Consider the following 22,929-nt stretch of genomic DNA (forward strand, 5'->3'; position numbering starts at 1 on the left):
GACGTGTTCCCAAGGCCCGGCTCGAGCTAATGTCTTCCTCTCACTACCCACCCCGCCCCGGCCCTGTCCGCGCCGCTCGACAACAGGCCATTTGCCAAGGGATCCTCTGGCTGTTGCTGGGCTTTACGGCTATTTTGTCCGGCTCTGCTGGGGCCTTCCTGGCGGCCATACTGCCCCGCCCGATCCTTCCCCCTTCTCTAAGTGCTGAGGAACAGGCAGCCTTTCGACCGGATGCCCTGCGCGCTGCTGCTCTAGATCGATCCTTGCACATCCTCATTCTGGGCCTCGACAGGCCAGATCCCGCCCTCTCGGGAACAGGGGATCAGGACCGCTTCAACACCCGCTCTGACACCATTCTTCTAGCCCGCTTTGACCCCCAGGCGCGGCGGATTACCGTGTTGTCGATCCCCCGCGACACCCGCGTGCGCCTGCCCGGCTTCGGCGTGGCCAAGATCAACGCCGCCAACCTGGTGGGAGGCCCCGCCCTAACAGCTCAGGTGGTAAGCCAGTTGCTGGGCGGGATCCCGATTGACCGCTACGTCCGCCTCAATACCGAAGCCCTGGAAGCGCTGATTGACGCGGTGGGTGGCGTAGAGGTCTACGTGCCGGAGCCCATGCACTACGTGGATCGTACGCAGCAGTTGTTCATTGCCCTACAACCCGGCTGGCACCGCCTCAACGGCAAACAGGCCCACCACTTTGCCCGCTTCCGCCACGACCAGCTGGGGTTAGGAGATATTGGCCGGGTGCAACGGCAACAGGAGCTGCTGCGGGCCCTCAGCCGGGAACTGCTCTCCCCCGCCGTCTGGCCGCGCATCCCAAAGGTTTTGCAGGTTGTCCGCGCCCACTTGGATACCAACCTCACCTGGGAAGAAGTCTTGAGCTTGGCCAAATTCCTTCTCACCTACGGCGGGGATCGCATGGATCTGGTGCTGTTGCCGGGCCGCTTCAGCCAGGCGGGAGAATTTGCCACCAGCTACTGGCTGCCGGATCTGGCCGGGATCCGCCGTGTGGCCGCCACCCATTTTGGCCTAGAGGCGGAAGTAACCCCCATCCCGCCGCAACACCTGCGCATAGCCGTGCAAAACGCTACCGGCAAGCCGGGGATGGCCCGCCGCATGGTGCAAGAACTGGTTAGACAGGGCTATGCCCAAGCTTTTGCCGTCGAGGATAGCCCCCAGGTGTTGCCGCGCACCGAGATCCTTGCCCAAAGTGGGGACCGGGAGGGGGCTAGGCAGGTTCGCGCTGCCATTGGGCTAGGAGAGGTGCGGGTGGAGTCCACGGGAGTTCTCAACTCCGACGTCACCATTCGCCTAGGTCAAGATTGGGTGGAGCAGCTTACCCTCGGTAGGAACCAAGCTCAGAGCCTCTAGGGCCAGCTGGTTTGAGTGCAGATTTATTGCCCTGCTGCCCTAAACGGCAGAGCACAAGGCCGCTCTACTGGGGCCTGCGAAGGTCATGCATAGTAGTGGGCAAGGCTTGAGGCTCAGTCTTCTTGGTAAATTGGAACTAAGCTGGTTCGAGTGACAAGCTGCCTATGGCCGTCTTGGAACAAGGAGCCATCACTGTCCACACGGAAAATATTTTTCCCATCATCAAGCAGTTTCTCTACTCGGATCGCGAGATCTTTTTGCGGGAGCTGATCTCCAACGCTGCTGATGCTATTGCCAAGCTGAAAATGGCCAAGCTGGCCGGCGAAGTGACGGAGCCTCCAGAACCAGAGATTGTTATTGCGCTTAACAAAGAGGCAAAGACTCTCTCCGTAAGCGACACTGGCATCGGCATGACTGCCGAAGAGGTGAAAAAATATATCAACCAAGTGGCCTTTTCCAGCGCTGAAGAGTTTATTCAAAAGTACAAAGACAAGGGTGCTGACCAGGTGATCATCGGCCACTTTGGCCTAGGTTTTTATTCTTCCTTTATGGTGGCGCAGCGGGTGGAGATCGACACCCTTTCCTACCAGCCCGGCAGCACCCCTGTGAAATGGTCCTGTGACGGCAGCCCCAATTTTACCCTCTCGGATTCCCAGCGCTCTGCTATCGGCACCACCGTCACGCTGTACCTAACCCCCGATAGCGAGGAGTACCTGGATCCAAGTCGCATCCGCGAATTGGTGCGCAAGTACTGCGATTTTATTCCCGTTCCCATCAAGCTCAATGGAGAAGTTATCAACCGGCAAAAGCCCCTCTGGAAGATTTCTCCCTCAGAGCTCAAAGACGAGGACTACCTGGAGTTTTACCGCTACCTGTATCCCTTCCAGGAAGATCCCCACTTCTGGGTTCACATCAACACGGACTATCCTTTCATTGTGCAAGGGATCCTTTACTTCCCCAAGCTGCGCCCGGACATCGATCCCACCAAGGGCCAAGTTAAACTGTTTTGCAACCAAGTTTTTGTCCAGGATAACTGCGAGGAAGTTATCCCTAAGTTCCTCCTGCCCCTTCGCGGCGCCATCGACAGTCCCGATATTCCTCTCAACGTCTCCCGCAGTTTTTTGCAGAATGACCGCACTGTCAGGCGCATTGGGGATCACATAGCCAAAAAGGTGGCGGATCGCCTCAACGAGCTCTACCGAGAAGACTACGAAAAGTACGTCAGGGTCTGGCCCGATATCAGTCTATTTATGAAATTTGGGGCAATGAATAGCGACAAATTCTTTGCCCAGATTAAGGACATTCTCATCTTCCGAGTTGCCGGATCCCCTGCCGACAAACCCGAGTACGTGACCCTCAAGGAATACCTAGAGCGCACGCGAGAGAAACAGAACAAGCGGGTTTACTACGCCACGGACGAGGCAGCCCAGAGCGCCTACATTGACCTGCACCGCTCCCAGGGCCTAGAGGTCATCATGCTAGATAGCTGGATCGACAGCCATTTCAGCAGCTTCCTGGAGCGAGAGTATCGCGAAGAGGGGATCCAATTTAAGCGGGTGGACTCGGAGTTGGATGAAGCCCTGATCAACAAAGACAAAGCTGCTGAGCTTGTCGATCCCCTAACTCAGAAAACCCGTAGTGAAAAGCTAGTAGATCTTTTCCGTCAGGCGCTGGGGAAAGAAAAGCTGCAGATCAAGGCTGAGGCCCTTAAGTCCGAGTCTGTGCCGGCCATGATCCTGCTGCCGGAAACCCTGCGGCGCTTGCAGGAGCTCAATGCCATCCTGCAACAGAAGCCGATGGAGTTTTTGGAAGAACACACCTTAGTGGTCAACACTGCCCATCCCCTCATTCAGAACCTGCAAGCTTTAGCCGAGGAGGGCCGGGATCCGGAGCTGGTCAATCTTATCTGCAACCACATCTATGACCTGGCGCTGATTACCCAGAAAAGCTTCGACCCAGCAGCGGCGCGGGCTTTCGTGCAGCGCTCTAACGAGGTGCTGACGCGGCTTACCCGCCGTCAGTAGGCAGCACTCTCCCAGCTTGCCCCTGCTTGCAGGGCTTCTGCTGCCCCAGGCAAGGGGGGACGAGGGCCAGCGCCGTTTCTACTTTCTTGGAGAAGGGGAGCCACTTGACGCATGAGCGTAGCCATCTCCAGGGCGCTCATGGCGTACTCCCAGCCTTTGTTGTTTTTGATCCCGGCTCGCTCCAGCGCCTGCTGCAGGGTGTCCGCCGTGAGGATCCCGAAAATGACCGGCACGCCAGTGCGAAAGCCTGCTGCCGCGATCCCCTTGGCCACCTCTGCCGACACATAGTCAAAGTGGGGGGTCTGCCCTCGGATCACCGCCCCCAGGCAGATGATGGCATCGTAGCGGCGGGACTGGGCCAGTTGGTGGGCCACCAGCGGCACCTCAAAGCTGCCAGGCACCCAGTAGTAGTCCACCTGGCGACTCTCGGGGCTGACATCCAGGCCATGCCGCCTCAGAGCATCCTGGCACCCCTCCAACAACTTGCCCACAATCAAATCGTTAAACCGACTGATGACGATAGCTAGACGCAGATCGCCTGTCTGCGTAAAATTCCCCTCGTAAACTGCCATCTTGCTGCTCCAGGAAAAGGAAGCGGCCTCCTCTAGGCTACAAAGCTGCACTCTTCCATCCTGACATACTTCTTGCCATCCCACTTTCAGGAGGATAGTTCTGCAGCTGCCCATCGAGCAGCAAGATTGACATCCTCCCCCAGTGATCTAGCTAGGCCAGGAAGGGATCCCTGGCCGGACGGCGCGGCAGTCTGGTACATGTCTCCAGGCTGGCGGCCCACTCGCCGATGAGGATGTTGACCCAGTGAGGCAGCTCGTCGTGGGCGCAGTGACCCACCCCCGGTAGCTTCACCAACGTAAGAGCTGGCTGCCAGCGCTTGAACTGATCCGCCAAAAAGCTAGGTACCGCCGGATCTTCTTGACCCCAGAGGAGGAGAATGGGCATTTTGAGGGTGGGCAGCAGCCGCTTGGGGCTATCGAAGGGGCGGCAGAGGATGGCCCTGAGGCTGTCCAAGAACACGTGGGCTGCTCCTGGGTCAAAAGCTGGCGTTTGGAAGATCCGCACCAGCTCATCGTCCACTTGCTCATCGCGCTTGTAGACGTTCTTGATCCAAGCCCGCAGCACCTTAGTCTGTCGCAGCCAATTAAAGAGGTGAGGGCCCAGCAGCGCCAGGATCCCCTCGCAGAAAGCTCGCACTAGGGCATCCCAGGGAGGGGGCAGTTCTTCTGGATGGGGCCCGTCGGCGCAGCTAATCAAGCATAGGCCCCTCACCATCTGGGGATAGCGGGCAGCCGCAATCACCCCCACCAACCCGCCAAGGGAGTGGCCAACCAGGATCATAGGCTGGCGGATGTGGACGCGCCAAAACTCGTACACCTGCTCCACCCAGAGATCGACGCTGTAGGCGATCTCCGGCTTGGCGCTCTTGCCAAATCCCAGCAAGTCAAGGGCGTAGACAGGGCGCTGGGATCCTAGAGGGACGATGTTGTGGCGCCAGTGGCCGACGGAGGCGCCAAAGCCGTGGATTAAAAGAGCCGGCGCTGCCACCAAGTTTACCTGGCCTGCAGGAGTTTGGGCGCGACTAGGAGTGTAGGTGAAGTGAACCGGCCAGCCGCGCCAAAGCCAGGTTTGAGAGTGGCCGTAGCGAGGCAGGCCCGAGAGGGGATCCCTGCTGTCGACTAGATGGAACGGGGGAGACAGGGATCCGGGCACAGAGGGAATAGAAAGGGAGTTGGGTGTGTGCAAGGAAGGAGCGAACAAGCCACCTCCACCAGAATAGACCAATCATGGCCGCTTCTTCGGAGCGTCTAGAGTGGACTAACGGGGCGTTTTGGGGACTAGAGGTTCCGCCCAGCTTCCGCCCGCCAGCAGTCTTCGCTTGAGCTCTACTTGCAGATTCGATGAGCGAGAAAACCGACGAGACGGCCTGGATAGACCCGATTACAGCAGCCAGCTTTCGCCAGATTGACCAAGAGATCGGCCCCCACCCCTGGCAGGGGATCCCCTATGAGATCGTGCGCCGCGCTATCCACGCCACTGCTGACTTCGAGCTCCGGGATCGCTTTGTGTTCAGCCCCACGGCGGTTGAGGCGGGGCTGGCAGCTCTGCGGCAAAAACGACCAGTGGTGGTGGATGTGAGGATGGTAGCCGCCGGGATCCAAGCTGGTCTGCAGGCCCAGGGGATTCCGCTCCACTGCGCCTTGGACTGGGTGGAAGAGCCCCTCGAGGTGGGGCAAACCCGCACCGCTCAAGGGATGATCAAGGTGGCCCGCTGCTACCCAGAGGCAATCTTTGTTGTCGGCAACGCGCCCACAGCCCTGCTAGCGCTAGTGAGAGAGATTCGGGCGCAGCGGGTCCGGCCCAGCCTGGTGATTGGGGTGCCGGTGGGCTTTGTGGCAGTAGAAGAGGCAAAACAAGCCTTGGCCCAGACAGAGGTTCCCCAGATTCGGGTGGAGGGCCGTAAAGGGGGATCCCCGGTGGCTGCCGCCATTGTCAATGCCCTGCTGCTGGCTGCCCGCCGGGACTAGAATTGGGGACGAGCTGGGAAGGCCATCCAGGAATCTCGCCGCGATAGAAATGCAGGAAACCCCATACGCCAGTACACCCGCCTGTCGAACGCTAGATGGCGAGCCAGTTGCCTCAGCTTGCAGTTGTAGGGGTAGCCGGAGATGGCTCGGTGGCTTCCTGGGGGATCCCACCCCTTTCGCAGGCCAAAGTCCTGGCCGGGCCTCCTAGCCTACTCCAGCACTTTGCTGACCATCCAGCCCGCAAGATCCCCCTGACCGGGCCAGTGGAAAGTTGGATCCCGCTTCTGCAGCAGGAGCTAGCGCAGGGATCTCTGGTCTTGTTGGCCAGCGGGGATCCGCTGTTTTTTGGGATTGGGCGCCTGCTGACCCAGTATTTCCCGAGGGAGCAGTTGGCTTTTTATCCCCAGGTGAGCTCGGTACAGTTGGCCCTCAACCGCCTACAGATCCCCTGGCAGGAGGCCACTATCCTCAGCCTACATGGGCGGGGAATGGAGCAGTTGGAACCCGTTCTCAAACAGGGATCCCCTGTAATTGTAGTGCTCACCGATCCAGAGCACACACCAGCCAGCTTGGCCCAGTTCATTGCCGACCTGCGGCTGCCAGTGCGCTACCAGGCCTGGGTGTGCAGCCAACTGGGATCCCCCCAGGAGCAGATCGTGCCCCTGCAGGAAGGGGAGAACTCTGCCTTCCCCAGCCCTAACCTGGTGGTGCTGCGGCGCGTTGAGCCGGAACCGGATCCCAGTCGCTGGCCTTTGGTTGGGATCCCGGACGACCAGTTCCACACCTTTCCCGACCAGCCCGGCCTAATCACCAAGCAGCCCATCCGCCTCCTCACCCTGGGAGCCTTGCAATTGCCGCGACAGGGGGTGGTGTGGGATATCGGGGCTGGCACGGGCTCAGTGGCTGTGGAGATCGCCCGCCTCTCTTCCCAGCTCCAGGTCTATGCCATCGAGCGCAACGCCATGGGCATTTGTCTCATCCAGCGCAACCGCCAACGCTTTGGTCTGGAAAACCTGCAGGTAATCCCAGGGGCAGCGCCTCAGGTGCTGGCTGACCTGCCGGATCCGGATCGGGTGTTGCTGGGAGGAGGTGGAAAGGGGATCCCCCAGCTCCTGCCCACAGTGGCGCCCCGCCTACGGCCTGGAGGGATCCTGGTGGCCAACTTCGCCACCCTAGAAACCTGCAGCGAAACCCTGCAGTGGCTGCGCTCACAGGGCTGGCAGGTGCGAGTGGAACATGTCCAGATCTCCCGCTCCACGGCCTTGGCTGAGGGCACTCGCTTTTCCCCCCTTAACCCCGTTTACCTGCTGCAAGCAATCCCTTCCACCTCGAAGTTCCACTAAGCCCTCAACTGAATGGGAGAGAGTTCAGGGAAGGCTTAGGCACGGCCTAGGATCCAGGCGATAAGGGGGGGATCCCTATGCTCAAGATAGTACCGAACGGCTGAGGTCAGGTCTAGCTCCAAGTCGCGGTTTTGGATGTCGGTGATCATTCTGTACATCAGCTCCAGGTGAATGCGATCCTCTTTGGTGAGCAGCTCATACTTGCCATTAGGGCTGTTGTTGAGGGCAGCCAAGGCCGCTTGGGTGGCGGTAGCTGTTGGAGAAGGAGGCTTGAGGCGGGCATCCCGTAGCAAAAGAAACTGAAGCTCAGGGTGAGCAATCACCAATTGGTTGAAGTTATTGAGCTGTCCATACATGCTGCTGGGACCCACTTGGATAAAGGCGATCACCCGCTTTTGGCTGGGGAAATAGAGGTGATCTGGAAGCTTGCGTTTGCCCAGCTTCAGGGTGCTCATGGGGAGGGGATGGATCCCTTGCAGGGCATTGACGATGGTGCGCAATTTGCCGATATCAGCTGTGCTGTCGATGATCGCCTCTTGGGGATAGGCGGCGCGGAGCTGAGCCTCAGTGGTGCGGAGATAGGGATCCAGCGTCTCAACAAGATCGGCAGATGGGCTGGGATCCCGAAGGGGTGGAGATAGAACGATGGAGGGGCCGTGGGCAGGCAGAAGGGGGATGAGCAGTTGTTTGAGGGTTTGCAGCTCAGTTTCGAGCCGCTGGACACGGGCGGCTAGATTGCTGGCAGTGGGTACAACTTGCACCTGGGGAGGGAGAGGGATCCCGTTGATGTAGTGGCGATAGTAGGCTGAGGCCCGGTTGAGAATGGCCCGGATGGAGGGTTGGCCAAGAATATCGCTTAGGTCATCGGCGGTAAAGAGAGCTTGGAGGTGGATCCCTGAAGGCAGGCGGCTCTGGAGAAGGGCTTGAAGCTGGGGAAGAGAGGGGAGATCTAGGGAGAGGACGGTTTGGGAGAGGCGATCGACGGTAGCCCGGTCAAATTGGGTTTGGAAATGTTGCCAACGATCAGGAAACAAATTAAGGACAAACAGACTGTTGGGAATACGGGTAAAAAGCTCTTTTAGAGCATCGCCAAAGTTGAGAAGGATATCTCGATTTTCCTCTCGGCCCAGAGCCTCCAATTGGTCGAAGACAATGATCAGGGGCTGGTCGAGCAGCGAAAGCCTGCCGATGACTTTCATCCCTTCTAGGGCAAAGGTGTTGCGATCCAGATCTGCACTCCAAGGGGGCAACCCAATCAAGTTGGTTTCTTCAGGATCCAGGTCGGTACCGCTGAGCCAGCGGATGATCTGGTGACGGCGGTTGGGATCCCTGTAGCTGCAGTATTTGATGATGCCCTTGAGAATGTTTTCGGTGGAACCGGTAAGGAAGTTTTGCTCTGCCCACCAGCGCAGAACCAGTTTTTCAATGGCTTGCCATTGCTGACGACGACGCTCGCTGCCTTCTGCTCCTAGGCGATGAAAGAGGTTGAGGGGATCCGCCGTGAGAAGGGAGAGAAGCTCTTCAGTTTTTGAGGTTTGGGGGAAGGTTTTCAAGATTTCCACAAAGCTCTTGGCAATCAAGTAGTCGAGCTGGGTGTGGTGATGGGCATCTACCCGTTCTCGCAGGGATTCCAGGGTGTGGCTGTAGATGTGGTGGTAGATGTTGTCGGGATGGGTGGGCTGAGGGATAAACAGGAGACGGTTGTGGCGCAGGAGGTTTTGGGCCACCCGCATGATTAGGTGAGTCTTGCCGGATCCAGGTTCACCCAGTAAGACAACCCCTCGGCTCTGGTGGTTGGGATCCCGTTGGATGTCCTGTAGGGTGGCAGTGAGCTGCTGGTACTGAGGCTGATAGATGGTAGCCTCGTCGGGGTAACTCTGAAAGGGATTGTCAACTCTACTGCTGGCAAAGGGGTTGGGAATATTCTGAGCTTTGAGCTGAGCGTGGGTGAGGTGGCGATAGAGGTGATAGGTAAAAAGAGCATCGTAGCTGGCGTCGTGGGCCAGTTTGGAGTTGAAATAGCCGCTCTCCAGTTGGATACCAAGATGTTTGCTAAGATACTCTAGACTGTAGCTGGGGAGGTTGGGGAAACATTCCTTGGCAGCTAGCCAAGTGCAAAAAACGGGGTTAGAAAGCCACTTTTGGTTAGCTTGCTCAAAGGCTTGTTTAAGGATTTTTAGGTCGTGCTCTGCGTGGTGGAAAACGAGGGTTTTACCTTGGGCCAAACGCCGTAGGTCCGCAACAATCTGGGCTAAAGGCTTGGGCTGGGGGTGGCCAGGCGAGTATTCCTGGGTATGGGCGTGGTAAACAAGCTTACCGCTGCTGTCGACAATGGCAATCTCTTTAAGCTTATTGCCCTCGGTGTCGATAACCAAGTAGCTCATGGAAAGAGAGATCCTGGAACACTAATGAGCTAGATGCCCCATTGTAATTTCTGAATGGACAGGGGGGCTAGGAGGTGAGTAACCCATACGGAAAACACCTAGCTTCCCAGCAGAGGGGCTAGGAAGCCAGGTGGGCATTTGCCTAGAATGGCAGGAGGGCTGGGGAGTGGTGGGCCTCCTAGGGCTCTAGCCCTCGTCCTCTTCGTCGTTGCTAACTCCCCCTCGGTAGAGATAGGAAGAACGGTTGGTTTTCTTGATGTAGTCCTTGATGGATTCCAGGTCGATGTAGCGATCCGCCAAGTTGATGAGCTGATCGCTGGTCATAGAGCGCAGGCTAACCACCTCTACCCGTGCTCCCTGGTAGCTGACGGCATTGACAGCATAGGCCAAGTCCCCGTCGCCGCTTACCAGCACCGCCGTCTCGTACCAGCGCACCAGCGACAACATGTCCACAGCGATTTCCACATCTAGATTGGCCCGCTTGGAGCCATCGGGCAGTTGGGTCAGCTCTTTGGTAACCACACGGAAGCCATTGCGGCGCATCCAGAGCAAAAACCCCTGCTGCTTTTCGTTGTTGCGGTCGACGCCGGTGTAGAAAAAGGAGCGCAGAAGGGGAGAACGGCCGGTGAGCGTCTTCAGGAGGCGGGTGTAGTCAATCTCAATGCCCATCTGCAGGGCAGCATAGAAGAGGTTGGCCCCGTCAATGAAGATGGCTACGCGCCCGCGGTTGTCCTGAAAAGGCTCCGGAAGCTGAAAGCCAGGGTCAGGGTCAAGACGCAACATTCGAGTTGTCTTCTCCAAGTTTTGGCCAAGGGATAGAGAAGGATAGAGAAGGTAGGATATTAAAATCAGGGGAGCAAGGCATCGGCCCATGAGAGCCCTAGCTTACGCCATTACCCTAGCGTAGAAGATCGCTCCCCCCTGGAAGACTTCCAAAATCCTAAAGAAAAAATACTTAGCTGGAGGGCACTTGCAGATGCCTGGGCAGGAGGGCCCGCCACCCTATCGTTTCCCCATTCCCCTACTCAAAGGCGTGTTGCGCGGCCGCTGCAAGCGCTTCTTTGCCGAGGTGGAGCTGGAAAATGGGCAACAGGTAACTGCCCACTGCCCCAACACCGGCCCGATGACGGGAGTTTGCCAGGTGGGGGCACCCGTTTGCCTCTCCTATCACCCCGATCCCAGGCGCAAGCTGGCCTACACCTGGGAGATGATCCAAGTGGGGGAGGTGTGGACACTGGCCTACCCAATCGCCTAGTGGAATGGGGGCTGCAGCAGGGCTGGTTTCCTCAACTGGCTCAGTTTTCCTGCTGGCGGCGGGAAGTGGTCTGGGGCAAAAGCAGGATGGACTTTCTTTTGGAGGGGCCGGGCGGCTGTGCCTACCTGGAGGTTAAAAATACAACCTGGGCTGTTGGCTCCTGTGCCCTTTTTCCCGATACGGTGACGACTCGCGGTCAAAAACACCTGGAAGACTTGATGGAGATCCGCCGACAGGGTCAGCGGGCTCTGCTGCTGTATTGGATTAACCGCGCCGACTGCACCGAGTTTGCCCCCGGAGCAGAACGGGATCCTCGCTATGCCCGTCTGTTTCACCAGGCCCTGCAGGCGGGAGTTGAGGTGCTGCCCTACCGGGTCGAGGTTTCGCCGCAAGGGATCCGCCCCCTGGGCCTAGCTAAGCTTGTGGCTTGAGAGAACCTTCTGGGATGCGAGTAGCCACCTGGAATGTCAACTCCATCCGCAGCCGCCTGCCCCAGGTTTTGGCCTGGCTGGACAAGCAGGGATCCCTGGATGTGCTCTGCCTGCAGGAGACCAAGGTGGCGGATGCGGAGTTTCCCCGTGCCCCCTTCGAAGAGCGGGGCTTTCATGTGGAGGTGTACGGGCAGAAAGCCTACAACGGCGTTGCCCTCATCAGCCGGGAGGTGCCGGAAAAGGTGGAGCGGGGCTTTGCTGCCCTGCTGCCGGCAGCCGCAGAGCTGGATGAGCAAAAGCGGCTTATCGGCGGCCTCTACCGCGGCATCCGCATCCTCAACCTCTACGTGCCCAATGGCGAGGCGGTGGGATCTGACAAGTACGCCTACAAGTTGCGCTGGCTGGCCTGCCTGAAAGACTACCTCCAGGTGGCCCTCGACCAGGGGCAGCCTATTCTGCTCTGTGGCGACTTCAACATCGCCCCGGAAGATCGGGATATCTACGATCCCGGCAAAGCCGGAGAAATCATGGCCTCTGAGCCGGAGCGGCAGGCCCTACGGGAGATCCTGGCTTTGGGCTTTGAGGATGCCTTTCGCAAGTTTAACCCGGACCCTGGGCATTTTAGCTGGTGGGACTACCGGGCCGGGGGGTTCCAGAAGAATCGGGGCTGGCGCATTGACCACCTCTACCTTTCCCCCCTGCTTCAGGACAAAGCTACGGCTTGCTGGATCGACGTCGAGCCGCGGCGGGTAGAAAAGCCCAGCGACCATGCCCCTGTGGTTGTGGAGCTGGCAGTCTAAAGTCCCTAAGCCGCTCCCTTGAGACAACAGCGGCTATCTACGCTAGGCTGGTAGGCGTTAACAAATGTATCGGGCTGCCGCCATGGCGCTCTTTGGTTTCGGCAAACTGAGCAAGAAACTGACCCTGCCTACCCCGGAGGAGGCTTTGCCGGGCCGCTCCGAGCCAATGGCAATCGTTAACCGGCACTACGTCAAGGGCACGCCCCTGAAGCCCCCTTTTCCCGAGGGGATGGAGCTAGCCATGTTTGGCATGGGCTGCTTCTGGGGAGCGGAGCGCAGGTTTTGGCAGTTGCCTGGGGTGTTCACCACTGCAGTGGGCTATGCGGGCGGGTATACTCCCAACCCCACCTATGAAGAGGTCTGCACCGGCTTGACTGGCCACAACGAGGTGGTGCGGGTGGTTTACGATCCCAGCCAGATTAGCTACCTCCAGCTCTTGAAAGTGTTTTGGGAAAACCACGATCCCACCCAGGGGATGCGCCAGGGCAATGATGTGGGCACTCAGTATCGCTCCGGCATCTACGTCTATTCCCAGACCCAGCGGGAGCTGGCGGAAAAAACCCGCGACCTCTACCAGCAAGTCCTGAGCGCCCACGGCTACGGCCCCATCACTACTGAGATCCTGGAGGCTCCAGAGTTCTACTACGCCGAAGACTACCACCAGCAGTACCTCGCCAAAAACCCGCGCGGCTACTGCGGCCTGGGGGGAACTGGGGTACCGCTGCCGGAGCTCCTCACCCCCGACCTTTCTCCCTAGAGAGAGAGGGAACCTAAAAGATGCGACGGGAAGGGGATCCCCGCTCCAGCAGCTCCCTGGCCACTAGGGTCACCACCGCCAGCAAAGAAAGCACCACCGCGGCTGCATAGGCTGATCCTGTGGCATAGCTGCGATAGGCATCTTCCACAAACAGAGGCAGGGTTTGGGTGCGCCCAACGATGTTGCCCGAGACCACCGCCACAGCGCCAAACTCCCCCATGGCGCGAGCATTGGTGAGGATGACTCCATACAAGAGGCCCCAGCGGATGTTGGGCAGGGTAATCCGCCAGAAGATCTGCCAGGAATTGGCCCCCAGAGTTTTGGCGGCTTCTTCTTCCTCAGTGCCGGCCTCTTCCAGCACCGGCAATACTTCCCGCACCACAAAGGGCAAGGTGATGAAAGCCGTGGCCAGCACAATGCCTGGAAACGCAAAAATGACCCGCAGGTTCCAGGATCCCAGCCAACCTTGACGGCCAAAGATCAGCACCAGCATCAGGCCGGCTACTACCGGCGAAATGGAAAAGGGCAGGTCAATGAGGCTAAGCAGCAAGGCCCGCCCTGGAAAGCGGCGGCGTGCTAGCGCTATGGCAGCGCAGAGGCCAAAAAGAGTATTGAGAGGCACGACAACTAGGGCAGTTAGCAAAGTCAAGCGGGCTGCGCTGAGAAACTCTCGCTCCCCCAGGTGCTGAAAAAAACTGGGGATCCCTTCCCGCAACGCCTGGTAGAAGACATTCACCAGGGGGATCCCGATGAGCAGCCCCACATAGAGCAAGACGATCCCAATCAGCAGGCCAGCCAGCCAAGGGTTGGCGGGTGGCTTCCCTTGAACCTCGGCAACTCCCTTAGGTCTCATGGCGACTTGCCCAGCCTTGCAGAAGGTTAATCACCGCCAGCGACAGGAAGGAGATCACCAGCATCACCGTCCCAATCACCGTGGCGCCGGCGTAGTCGTACTGTTCCAGTCTTTGGATGACCAGCACCGCCGCAATCAAATCCTGGAAGGGAATGCTGGCGGCAATAATGACGATGGAGCCATACTCACCGACAGCGCGAGAAAACCCCAGAGCCACCCCTGTTAGGATAGACGGCAGAATTTGCGGCAGTACCACTCGGCGAAAGGTCTGCCAGCGGGAGGCGCCCAAGCTCCAGGCAGCTTCCTCCACATCCGGCTCCAGTTCCTGCAGCACCGGCTGCACGGTCCGCACCACAAAGGGAAAAGAGATAAACAGCATTGCTACCCCCACCCCCCAGCGGGTAAAGGCAATGCGGATTCCCAAGGGAGCCAGCAGGGATCCTATCCAGCCGTTGCTGCTGTAGACGGTCGCCAGGGTGAGGCCGGCCACAGCCGTGGGCAGGGCAAAGGGCAGATCAATCAACCCCTCGAGGAGCTTTTTCCCAGGGAAGGCGTAGCGCACCAACACCCAGGCGGTTAGAGTGCCCATCACACCGTTCACTAAGGCCGCCAGCAAGGCGGTTACAAAAGTAACCTCATAGGCAGAGAGGGCCAGGGGATCGGTGGCAATCCGCCAAAACTCTGCCCAGCCCAAGGTGCTGGCCTTGGCAACCAAGGCAGCTAGTGGCAAGACCAGCATCAGGAAGAGATAGCCTAGGGTCAGCCACCAGGGCCAAGACACTGGAAACACCGCCTGCAGCAAGGTTCCCTAAGCTCCCACCGCCATGGCTGTCATTTCCGTTTTCTTGATGGGGAAGGCTTTGATTACCCTGGGGCGCACGTAAACCTGCTGCCCAATGTGCAGGGGCTGGTTGGTGTATTGCTCGCGGCTAAGGTGGGCCCAAAGGGATCCGCCATCGCTCAAGACCAGCTCCGCCTGGATCTCCCGCCCTAGGTGGATGATCTCTCTGACCCAAGCCGAGACACCGCTGCTGGTGGGGCTGAGCTCGATTTGGACATCATGGGGGCGCAAGAAAAGCCGATGCGGGCCGGCCTGCGCTTCAGGGAGCTGGCAGGATAATACGGAGCAGGGCGAGAGCTCGTTGACCGGGCCAATAAAGCTCATGACAAAGGGGGTGGCCGGATGGTCGTAGATCTCGGCAGGGGATCCCACCTGTTCGATCCGCCCCTGGTTCATGACCACAATTTGGTCGGCCACCTCCATAGCCTCTTCTTGGTCGTGGGTAACCAGGACGGTGGTGACATGCACCTCGTCGTGTAGGCGCCGCAGCCACTGGCGCAGCTCCTTGCGCACCCTGGCATCCAGGGCTCCGAAGGGCTCATCCAAAAGCAACACCTGCGGCTCCACCGCCAGAGCACGGGCCAGGGCCACCCGCTGCCGCTGCCCCCCCGAAAGCTGGGAGGGGTAGTGATCCCCAAACCCCGACAGTTGCACCAGCTCCAGCAGCTCGTCCACCCGTGCCCGAATTTCAGCTCTTGGCAGCCTGCGGATCTCCAGGCCAAAGGCAATGTTCTGCCGCACCGTCATGTGCTTAAACAGGGCGTAGTGCTGGAAGACAAAGCCGACGTTGCGCTCCTGGACGCTGGCGTGGGTGGCATCCCGCCCGGTGAGGAAAATCCGCCCCGTGTCTGGCTTCTCCAGGCCGGCAATCAGGCGCAGCAGGGTAGATTTGCCAGAACCCGACGGCCCCAACAAAGCCACTAGGGATCCCGTGGGGATGGTGAGATCGGTAGGGTAGAGCGCCTGAAACTCGCCGAAACGCTTCGATACCCCTGCAATGGTGATGCCCATAGGCTCTGCCTAGCTAGTGGTTTGCCTGAGCAGTTGCTGGATTGGTTGCCGGCTGAGTCTTCTCAAAAGGTTGAGGGAAGTTAAACGCCCACCTAATCTACGGTAAACCTGTCAACAAACCGTTGATACAGCTCCCAGAATAACTTGAATGGGAATCCAAAACAAGGGAGCCTCCCTACAACTCGGCTTGAATGCGATCGAACAAAGCCCCATCGGCAAAGAAGCGGTTTTGGATTGTCTCCCAGCCGCCTAGGTCGGCAACGGTTACCAGTTTCTCAACAGGAGGGTAACGCCAGGCAAACTCTTGCGCCACCGTGGGCTCCACTGGCCGAAAACCCACCTTGGCAAAGGCCCGCTGCGCCTCGGGCGTAAAGAGATAGTCCACAAAGGCTTCGGCCACGGCGCGGGTGCCCTTGCGGTCTACGTTGGCATCCACCACCGCTACCGGGTTGTCGATGGAAATGTTGGGATCCGGCACCACGTAGGGCAAGGGCTGGCCGCGCAAGCCCGCCAGGATCACCTCATGTTCGTAGGTGAGTAGGGCATCCCCCTGCCCTTTTTGGAAAAAGACATCCGTAGCCTCCCGCGAGTCCCGCGGCAGGACGCGGACGTTTTTGTAGACCTGAGTAGTGAAGGCTAGGGCCTGCGGCTCAGGGACAGCGCTCCAGAGGGCCAAAAAGTTCCAGCGGGCACCCCCGGAGGTTTTGGGGTTGGCAGTAACCACCTGCAAGCCGGGCCGAGCCAGATCCGTCCAGGAGCGGATATCGTGGGGGTTGCCCTCCCGCGTTACCATCACCACCACTGAACGGGTGACGATCCCTTGGTTGGGTGTGCGACTTTCCCAACCCGGCCGAATCAGGCCGGCAGCCACGATGCGCTCCACATCCAGGCCCAGGGCCAAGGCCACCACATCGGCATCCAGCCCCTCGATGACCGCCCGCGCTTGCGTTGCCGAGCCAGCGTAGCTGCTTTCTACACGCACCCGTTGTCCGGTCTGGGCCAGCCAGTAGGCCTCAAAGGCAGGGATGATCTGCCGGTAGGCATCGCGGGTCACTGCAAAAGAAGCTAGCAGAATCCTCACTTCCCCCTGGGATCCCGCCCCGCCGCCGCAGCCACCCAGCCCCAGCAGAAGTCCCAGGAGCAGGGATCCCAGCCCCAGCCACCGCCCCACTCTCGCCGACCAGCCCACCGCGATGGGTAATCTGTTCACAGCCATCCCCAAAAGCTTCTCACCCCCAACCCCTCTCCCCAAAGGCGCGGGAAGGTTGGGCGTCAGGGATCTATTCTACGGTAAGCCGGTCGGTAAACCGTTTTTAGAGCCAGGGCTCCCTAGGCAGGGCGTGGGGAGCGCTGCATCGGCAGCAAGATCCAACGTGGCCCTGAGGAGGCCGGGATCCTCTGGGGAGGGGAGCAACTGGAACCCCAAGCGCCTACACAGGCGGCGCATGCCCTCGTTTTCGCTGAGCACCTCGCCGGCCAGGCGCTGGATCCCTTCGCAGCGGGCCACCTGAATGAGGCGGGTCAAGAGCTCCGTGCCGATCCCCTGTCTTTGGTAGGGATCCGCCACCAAGAGGGCAAACTCCGCTTCCTGAGGGAGGCCGTGTTTTTTGGAGAGGCGGCTGATGCCGAGGATTAAGGACTTCGTCCCGCTGACGCGATTGGCCTCTGGCTCCTGTTTTTCTGCTACTAAGGCAATCTCGCGGTCGTAATCGTTAAAGCAAATGCGGGTAAGGCGCTCGTGGGCGATGCGGGCGCTGTATTTGATCGGGTGGAAGTAGCGCAGATAGACGCTGTAATCGGAGACGTGGCGGTGAAAATCGATCACCAAAGGCTCGTCTTCAGGGCGAATGGGGCGAATGGTGATGCCGTCCCGGAAGCTCCAGATGTACTGGGTGGGATAGGGGCGGATGGCCAAGGGCACCTGGGGATCCTGCTCGGTTCGCAAAATGACGCGGGCATCCAAAGCCAGCAGGCCCTCGCTGGAAGCCAGCAGCGGATTGATATCGATCTCTTTAATCTCCCGCTGCTCGGCCACCAGTTGGCTAAAGCGCACCAAGAGCTGTTCCAGGGCCTCCAGATCGACGGCTGGGCGTCCCCGCACCCCCTTGAGGGCGTTGTAGATGAGGGTATTCTCCATCAAGCGCCGCGCCAAGGTAGTGTTGAGGGGGGGAAGGCCGATGGAGCGATCTTGAAACACCTCCACCAGTTGGCCGCCGCTGCCAAAGAGCAACACCGGCCCAAACTGGGGATCCTCGCTGCTGCCCAGGATCAGCTCGTAGCCGTTGGTGGGAACCATGGGCTGCACCGTCACCCCTTGAAAGTGCTGGGATCCGGCTTTTTCGGCAACATTAGTCTGGATCTGCTGGTAGGCCCGCTGCACGGCTTCGGCATCGGGCAGGTTGAGCTGCACGCCGCCTACGTCGCTTTTGTGGGTGAGGGTGTGGGAGTAAAGCTTCAGCACCACCGGGTAGCCTATGGCCTCAGCAGCTTCCACCGCCGCTTCCGAACTTGCTGCCACCCGCGTCGGCACCACCGGGATCCCGTAGGCGGCTAGGATCTCCTTGGACTCGACCTCGGTTAAGAGCGTGCGACCTTGCTGCCGGGCTTGGCTGAGGATTTGGTGCACCCTATCCCGCTCGACCGCTCTTGCAGGGGGCAAAGTGGGAGTTTCGTAGAGGGCCTTGAGGTTGTCGCTAAAGCGCCACAAGTAGCTAAACACCCGCGCCGCCTGGTCGGGGTAGCGGTAGGTGGGGATCCCGGCCTGGTTGAGGATCTGCTCGCCGGCATCCACCAGGGCTCCCCCCATCCAACTGGCCAGGATGGGTTGGCGGGATCCGCTGCGCCGCCAGGTCTCCACCACTTTCTCAGCCGTGGCCGTGGGATCCGTCATGGCTTGGGGGGTGAGGATCACCAAACAGCCCTGGCTGGCGGGATCCCGCAGCACCACTTCCAGCGCCTGGGCAAAGCGCTCCGGGCCGGCATCGCCCAGGATATCGATGGGGTTGCCGTGGCTCCAGTGGGGCGGCAGGATCTGGTTGAGCTGCTCCAGGGTTTGGGGAGAAAGCTGGGCCAGGGATCCGCCGGCGCGGATGAGGGCGTCGGTGGCCAGCACCCCCGGCCCGCCGGCATTGGTGAGGATGGTGAGGTGGGGCCCTTGGGGACGAGGCTGTTTGGCCAGCACCTCCGCCATGTCGAAGAGATCTTCAATGCGATCCACCCGCAGCACACCACAACGGCGAAAGGCCGCATCCAAAACCGCGTCGCTGCCGGTGAGGGATCCCGTGTGGGAGGCTGCTGCCTGGGCTGCTGCCTGGGTGCGCCCTGCCTTGATGACGATGATGGGCTTGCTCAGCGCCACCTCGCGGGCTGCCGATAGGAAGGAGCGGGCATCTCCAATGGATTCCATGTAGAGGACAATGCTGTGGGTATGGGGATCCTCGCCCAGGTAGTCGATCAGATCCCCCCAGCCCACATCCAGCATGGATCCCAGGGAGATGAAGGCGCTAAAGCCCACATTTTCCCGCAGGCTCCAGTCCAGGATTGAAGTGCAGAGGGCCCCGCTTTGGCTGATAAACCCCACGTTGCCGGGTCGGGCCATCTGGGCGGCAAAGGTGGCATTTAAGCCGGTGTGGGGGTTTTGGATCCCCAGGCAGTTGGGGCCAATTAGGCGCAACTTGCCGCGGGCGGCCTGTTGGATGGTCTTTTCCAGGGCCAACCCCTCCGGGCCGATTTCCTTAAAGCCTGCCGAGAGGACAATGGCCCCCTTGACTCCGGCCTCGACGCATTCTTGGATAACCGCCGGCACCCCGGCTGCCGGGATGGCGATGATGGCCAGATCCACCGGCTCGGGCAAGGCGGAAAGCCGCTCGTAGGCCCGGATGCCCAACACCTGGTGCCGCTTGGGGTTGACCGGGTAGACCGTGCCCCCAAACGGGTGGCTGATCAGGTTCCACAAGACCGTGCGCCCAACACTGCCCTCCCGCTCTGTTGCCCCCACCACCGCCACCGAGCGGGGCAGAAAAATGGGAGCTAAGGGGTGGGATCTGGCCTTCCAGATGTCGAGGCTGGGATCGGGGCGGTGCAGCGTAGCCATAGCCGTTGCCAGGGTGGGGGTCACGTTTTGGCTGGGAGCAGAAAGGCGGCTCTTAGGCCAGAGCTGGCTCCGGCTGGTGGTAGAGGGCAGCCTCTACCCGGCAGCCCCGATAGGCCAAGATGTACAGCTCCTTCATGTCCTGGATGAGGGGGTAGCGGGGGTTGGCGCCGGTGCATTGGTCGTCAAAAGCCTGCTCCGCCATCGCTTCCAGACGGTCGTAGAACGCCTGCTCGCTCTCGCTGAGGGCCTCGCGAATGCTGGCCGGGATCCCCAGCTTCCGCTTGAGCTCCTCGATAGCCTCAATGAGGCGCATGACCTTTTCATCGTCATTGGCCCCGCCCAACTGCAGGTAATCGGCAATCTCGGCATAGCGGTGCTTGGCGTTGGGGTAGCGGTATTGGGGAAAGATGGCCTGCTTGAAGGGAGCGTCGGTGGCGTTGTAGCGGATGACGTGGGTAATCATCAAAGCGTTGGCCAGGCCGTGGGGCAGGTGGAAGGTGGATCCCAGCTTGTGGGCCAGGGAGTGGCACACCCCCAAAAAGGCGTTGGCAAAGGCCATGCCGGCAATGGTGGCAGCGTAGTGGACTTTTTCCCGCGCTTCTGGATCTTCGGCCCCCCTCTCGTAGGCCCGCGGCAGGTAGGTCATCAGCAGCTTAATCGCCTGCAGCGCCAGCCCGTCGGTAAACTCGCTGGCCATCACCGAGACATAGGCTTCCAGGGCATGGGTAAGGGCATCGAGGCCGCCGTAGGCGGTTAGCTTCTTGGGCATCTTCAGGGTGAGATCCGGATCCACGATGGCCATGCTGGGGGTGAGGGCGTAGTCGGCCAGTGGGTACTTGATCCCCACCCGGTCGTCGGTGACTACGGCAAAGGGCGTCACCTCGGATCCCGTCCCGGAAGTGGTGGGGATGCAGACCAGTTGGGCTTTTTGCCCCAGCGGCGGCAGCTCGTAGACCCGCTTGCGGATGTCCATAAAGCGCGTGGCCAGGCCTTCAAACTCCACCTGCGGCTGCTCGTACATCAGCCACATCACCTTGGCCGCGTCCATCGGGGATCCGCCCCCCACGGCGATGATGACATCCGGCTGAAACTGGCGCAGCTGCTCCAGGCCGCGGTTGACGTTGCTGAGGGTGGGATCCGGCTCCACGTCGTGGTAGACATCCCACTTGATCTGCAGTTCGTCCAAAACCCGGGTAACCGCCTGCAGCACGCCCAGCTCGAAGAGGGGCCTATCGGTAACCAAAAAAGCCCGTTTTTTGCCGGCCAACTCCCGCAGCGCCACCGGTAGACATCCCGGCTTGAAGTAGATCTTGGGCGGCACCCGAAACCAGAGCATATTTTCCCGCCGGTAGGCCACCGTTTTAATGTTGAGCAGGTGGCGCGGCCCCACATTGTCCGAGACGGAGTTGCCCCCCCACGTGCCACAGCCCAACGTTAACGAGGGATCCAGCCTGAAGTTATAGAGATCCCCAATTGCTCCCTGGGAAGAGGGGGTGTTGATCAGCACCCGCGCTGTTTGTAGGGCATTTTCAAAGTAGGCAATATCGTCCCGATTGGCGGGATCGGTATACAAAACAGAGGTGTGGCCCCGCCCCCCGAAATTGACCACTTGGACGGCAATATCGACAGCGCTGTGGAAATCCTTGGCGCGGTAGAGGGCCAAAACAGGGGCCAATTTTTCGTAGGAGAACGGCTCCTCAAGCCCCACCTTGTCCACTTCTCCAATCAGGAGCTTCGTGCCTTCGGGTACTTGGATCCCGGCCAGAGCGGCAATGGTCTGCACCGATTGGCCGACAATAGCCGGATTGAGGCGGCCGTCTTTGAGGAGGAGGCAGCGCACCGCTTGCGTTTGTTCCGGATCCAAAAAGTAGGCCCCCCGCTGGCGGAATTCGGCCTTGACCTGCTCGTAAACAGCATCCACCACGATCACCGCCTGTTCTGAGGCGCAGATCATGCCGTTGTCGAAGGTCTTGCTCAAGATAATCGAGCTGACGGCTGTGGGGATGTCGGCGCTGGCATCGATCACTGCCGGGGTATTGCCTGCCCCCACCCCCAAAGATGGGTGGCCGGAAGAATAGGCCGCCTTGACCATGCCAGGGCCCCCGGTGGCCAGGATCAGCTTCACCTCAGGATGCTGCATCAAAGCCTGGGAGAGCTCAATCGTGGGCTCGTCAATCCAGCCAATCAACCCCACCGGCGCGCCTGCCGCCTCAGCCGCCTCTTTGACCACTTTGGCTGCAGCAGCCGTGCATCGTTTGGCACGGGGGTGAGGCGCAAAGATGATGGCGTTGCGGGTTTTTAGAGTGATGAGGGCTTTGAAAATTGTTGTCGACGTGGGGTTGGTTACTGGCACAATACCTGCCAAAAGCCCCACCGGCTCAGCAATGCGCTCGTAGCCAAAGCTCTCGTCCCGCTCGATGACGCCGCAGGTTTTCTCGTGTTTGTATTTGTTGTAAATGTACTCAGAGGCAAAGTGATTTTTGATTACCTTGTCTTCCACAATGCCCATGCCGGTCTCTTCTACGGCCAGCTTGGCAAGCGGGATCCGTTCGTTGTTGGCGGCCAGGGCAGCTTTGTGAAAGATCCGATCCACCTGTTCCTGGGTGAAGGTGGCATACTCAGCCTGGGCAGCTTTCACCTGTTGGATCAGAGCTTCCAGTTCCTCGAGGTTGGTGACAGGCATAGGTGGATCCTCCAAAATTACATCCATACGGGTTAAAAGTTGAGGCAACCGTTAGAAATTGCTGCAAGACTCCATGGGCCTGCTGACCGGCTAAGCGCCAACAGGCGCGGGAACCTGGATCTCAGTGGTCATTTTTGGGGGATGGGTAAGGGTGTTGTGGATGATGCACGCATCGACTGCCTTTTCCAACCCTTTTTGGTGTTTTTCGTCGAGCGGGATCCCACTTTTCACCCGAATGCAAATGTTGTCTAGGCGGGCAGGGTGCTCGACTTTATCTGCGGTAACAACCACTTCCAGCCCTTTGGGATCCAACTGCCGCGCTTCCAAATACTTGACGGCATAGAACCCCACACAAGCACCCAAAGAGGCCAAAAACCACTCCGGCGGCGTCATTCCCTGATCTTGGCCGTGGTTGTCCAAAGGCTGATCGCTGAGGATGCGATGGCCGCGGCTTTGGGCTTGAAATTGAACGCCATTTTGGTAGGTTACGCGCACTTCCACCGGGGATCCCTCCTCATTTTTGGAGCTACCAGAGTTGGCA

At 59.6% G+C, this 22,929-nt stretch carries 17 protein-coding genes and 1 pseudogene; 7 read left to right on the forward strand and 11 right to left on the reverse strand.

Features of this window, described 5'->3' with window-relative positions; genetic code table 11:
- The first annotated feature begins 29 nt into the window (after window positions 1-29).
- The gene (locus tag NW807_RS02240; protein ID WP_414425176.1) at window positions 30-1,373 is read left to right on the forward strand and encodes an LCP family protein; all 1,344 of its coding nucleotides are present in this window, start codon (window positions 30-32) and stop codon (window positions 1,371-1,373) included.
- Between the two features lie 164 nt (window positions 1,374-1,537).
- Window positions 1,538-3,397: a molecular chaperone HtpG gene (gene htpG / locus NW807_RS02245; protein ID WP_414405529.1), complete on the forward strand. Its 1,860-nt coding sequence runs from the start codon at window positions 1,538-1,540 to the stop codon at window positions 3,395-3,397.
- On the opposite strand, the gene ribH is transcribed toward htpG, so the two are convergent.
- Both ribH and NW807_RS02255 read right to left on the reverse strand, forming a co-directional pair.
- Entirely contained in the window at window positions 3,391-3,969 is a 579-nt protein-coding gene (gene ribH / locus NW807_RS02250; RefSeq protein ID WP_414393477.1) for a 6,7-dimethyl-8-ribityllumazine synthase, read from the reverse strand. The genes htpG and ribH overlap by 7 nt on opposite strands.
- Window positions 3,970-4,120: 151 nt before the next feature.
- Window positions 4,121-5,170, reverse strand: a complete 1,050-nt coding sequence (locus NW807_RS02255; RefSeq protein WP_414425177.1) for an alpha/beta fold hydrolase — start codon at window positions 5,168-5,170, stop codon at window positions 4,121-4,123.
- A gap of 140 nt (window positions 5,171-5,310) precedes the next feature.
- On the opposite strand from NW807_RS02255, the gene NW807_RS02260 reads away from it, so the two are divergent.
- Together NW807_RS02260 and cbiE are read left to right on the forward strand one after the other, a co-directional pair.
- Window positions 5,311-5,937, forward strand: a complete 627-nt coding sequence (locus NW807_RS02260) for a cobalt-precorrin-8X methylmutase (protein ID WP_414425178.1) — start codon at window positions 5,311-5,313, stop codon at window positions 5,935-5,937.
- A 107-nt stretch (window positions 5,938-6,044) separates the two neighbouring features.
- On the forward strand, window positions 6,045-7,280 hold the full coding sequence (gene cbiE / locus NW807_RS02265; protein ID WP_414425179.1) for a precorrin-6y C5,15-methyltransferase (decarboxylating) subunit CbiE: 1,236 nt from the start codon (window positions 6,045-6,047) through the stop codon (window positions 7,278-7,280).
- A gap of 35 nt (window positions 7,281-7,315) precedes the next feature.
- Here cbiE and NW807_RS02270 read toward each other — a convergent pair whose 3' ends face one another.
- Entirely contained in the window at window positions 7,316-9,664 is a 2,349-nt protein-coding gene (locus NW807_RS02270) for an AAA family ATPase (RefSeq protein WP_414425180.1), read from the reverse strand.
- Window positions 9,665-9,850: 186 nt separating this feature from the next.
- Window positions 9,851-10,447: an NYN domain-containing protein gene (locus NW807_RS02275; RefSeq protein ID WP_414393469.1), complete on the reverse strand. Its 597-nt coding sequence runs from the start codon at window positions 10,445-10,447 to the stop codon at window positions 9,851-9,853.
- 193 nt (window positions 10,448-10,640) lie between these two features.
- Here NW807_RS02275 and sfsA point away from each other — a divergent pair.
- The 3 genes and pseudogenes from sfsA (at window position 10,641) to msrA (ending at window position 12,907) form a co-directional block, all read left to right on the forward strand.
- Window positions 10,641-11,350, forward strand: a pseudogene (gene sfsA / locus NW807_RS02280) (DNA/RNA nuclease SfsA).
- 14 nt (window positions 11,351-11,364) lie between these two features.
- Window positions 11,365-12,150: an exodeoxyribonuclease III gene (gene xth / locus NW807_RS02285; RefSeq protein ID WP_414425187.1), complete on the forward strand. Its 786-nt coding sequence runs from the start codon at window positions 11,365-11,367 to the stop codon at window positions 12,148-12,150.
- Between the two features lie 82 nt (window positions 12,151-12,232).
- Entirely contained in the window at window positions 12,233-12,907 is a 675-nt protein-coding gene (gene msrA, locus NW807_RS02290) for a peptide-methionine (S)-S-oxide reductase MsrA (RefSeq protein WP_414425188.1), read from the forward strand.
- A 13-nt stretch (window positions 12,908-12,920) separates the two neighbouring features.
- Here msrA and cysW read toward each other — a convergent pair whose 3' ends face one another.
- From cysW to NW807_RS02325, 7 genes are all read right to left on the reverse strand, one after another.
- Window positions 12,921-13,760, reverse strand: coding sequence for a sulfate ABC transporter permease subunit CysW (gene cysW, locus NW807_RS02295; RefSeq protein ID WP_414405520.1), 840 nt, complete (start codon window positions 13,758-13,760; stop codon window positions 12,921-12,923).
- A complete protein-coding gene (gene cysT / locus NW807_RS02300) occupies window positions 13,750-14,562 on the reverse strand; it encodes a sulfate ABC transporter permease subunit CysT (RefSeq protein WP_414409602.1) in 813 nt (270 codons plus the stop codon). Before cysT ends, cysW begins: the two co-directional genes overlap by 11 nt.
- A gap of 6 nt (window positions 14,563-14,568) precedes the next feature.
- The gene (locus tag NW807_RS02305; protein ID WP_414425181.1) at window positions 14,569-15,612 is read right to left on the reverse strand and encodes a sulfate/molybdate ABC transporter ATP-binding protein; all 1,044 of its coding nucleotides are present in this window, start codon (window positions 15,610-15,612) and stop codon (window positions 14,569-14,571) included.
- A gap of 175 nt (window positions 15,613-15,787) precedes the next feature.
- A complete protein-coding gene (locus tag NW807_RS02310) occupies window positions 15,788-16,822 on the reverse strand; it encodes a sulfate ABC transporter substrate-binding protein (RefSeq protein ID WP_414425182.1) in 1,035 nt (344 codons plus the stop codon).
- Window positions 16,823-16,897: 75 nt separating this feature from the next.
- Window positions 16,898-19,729, reverse strand: coding sequence for a GNAT family N-acetyltransferase (locus NW807_RS02315; RefSeq protein ID WP_414425183.1), 2,832 nt, complete (start codon window positions 19,727-19,729; stop codon window positions 16,898-16,900).
- Window positions 19,730-19,757: 28 nt separating this feature from the next.
- The gene (gene adhE / locus NW807_RS02320; RefSeq protein WP_414425184.1) at window positions 19,758-22,388 is read right to left on the reverse strand and encodes a bifunctional acetaldehyde-CoA/alcohol dehydrogenase; all 2,631 of its coding nucleotides are present in this window, start codon (window positions 22,386-22,388) and stop codon (window positions 19,758-19,760) included.
- 90 nt (window positions 22,389-22,478) lie between these two features.
- Window positions 22,479-22,889, reverse strand: coding sequence for an OsmC family protein (locus NW807_RS02325; protein WP_011429381.1), 411 nt, complete (start codon window positions 22,887-22,889; stop codon window positions 22,479-22,481).
- Window positions 22,890-22,929 lie beyond the last annotated feature (40 nt).

The sequence above is a fragment of the Synechococcus sp. R70.1 genome (genome assembly GCF_047461675.1).
GTDB lineage: Bacteria > Cyanobacteriota > Cyanobacteriia > Thermostichales > Thermostichaceae > Thermostichus.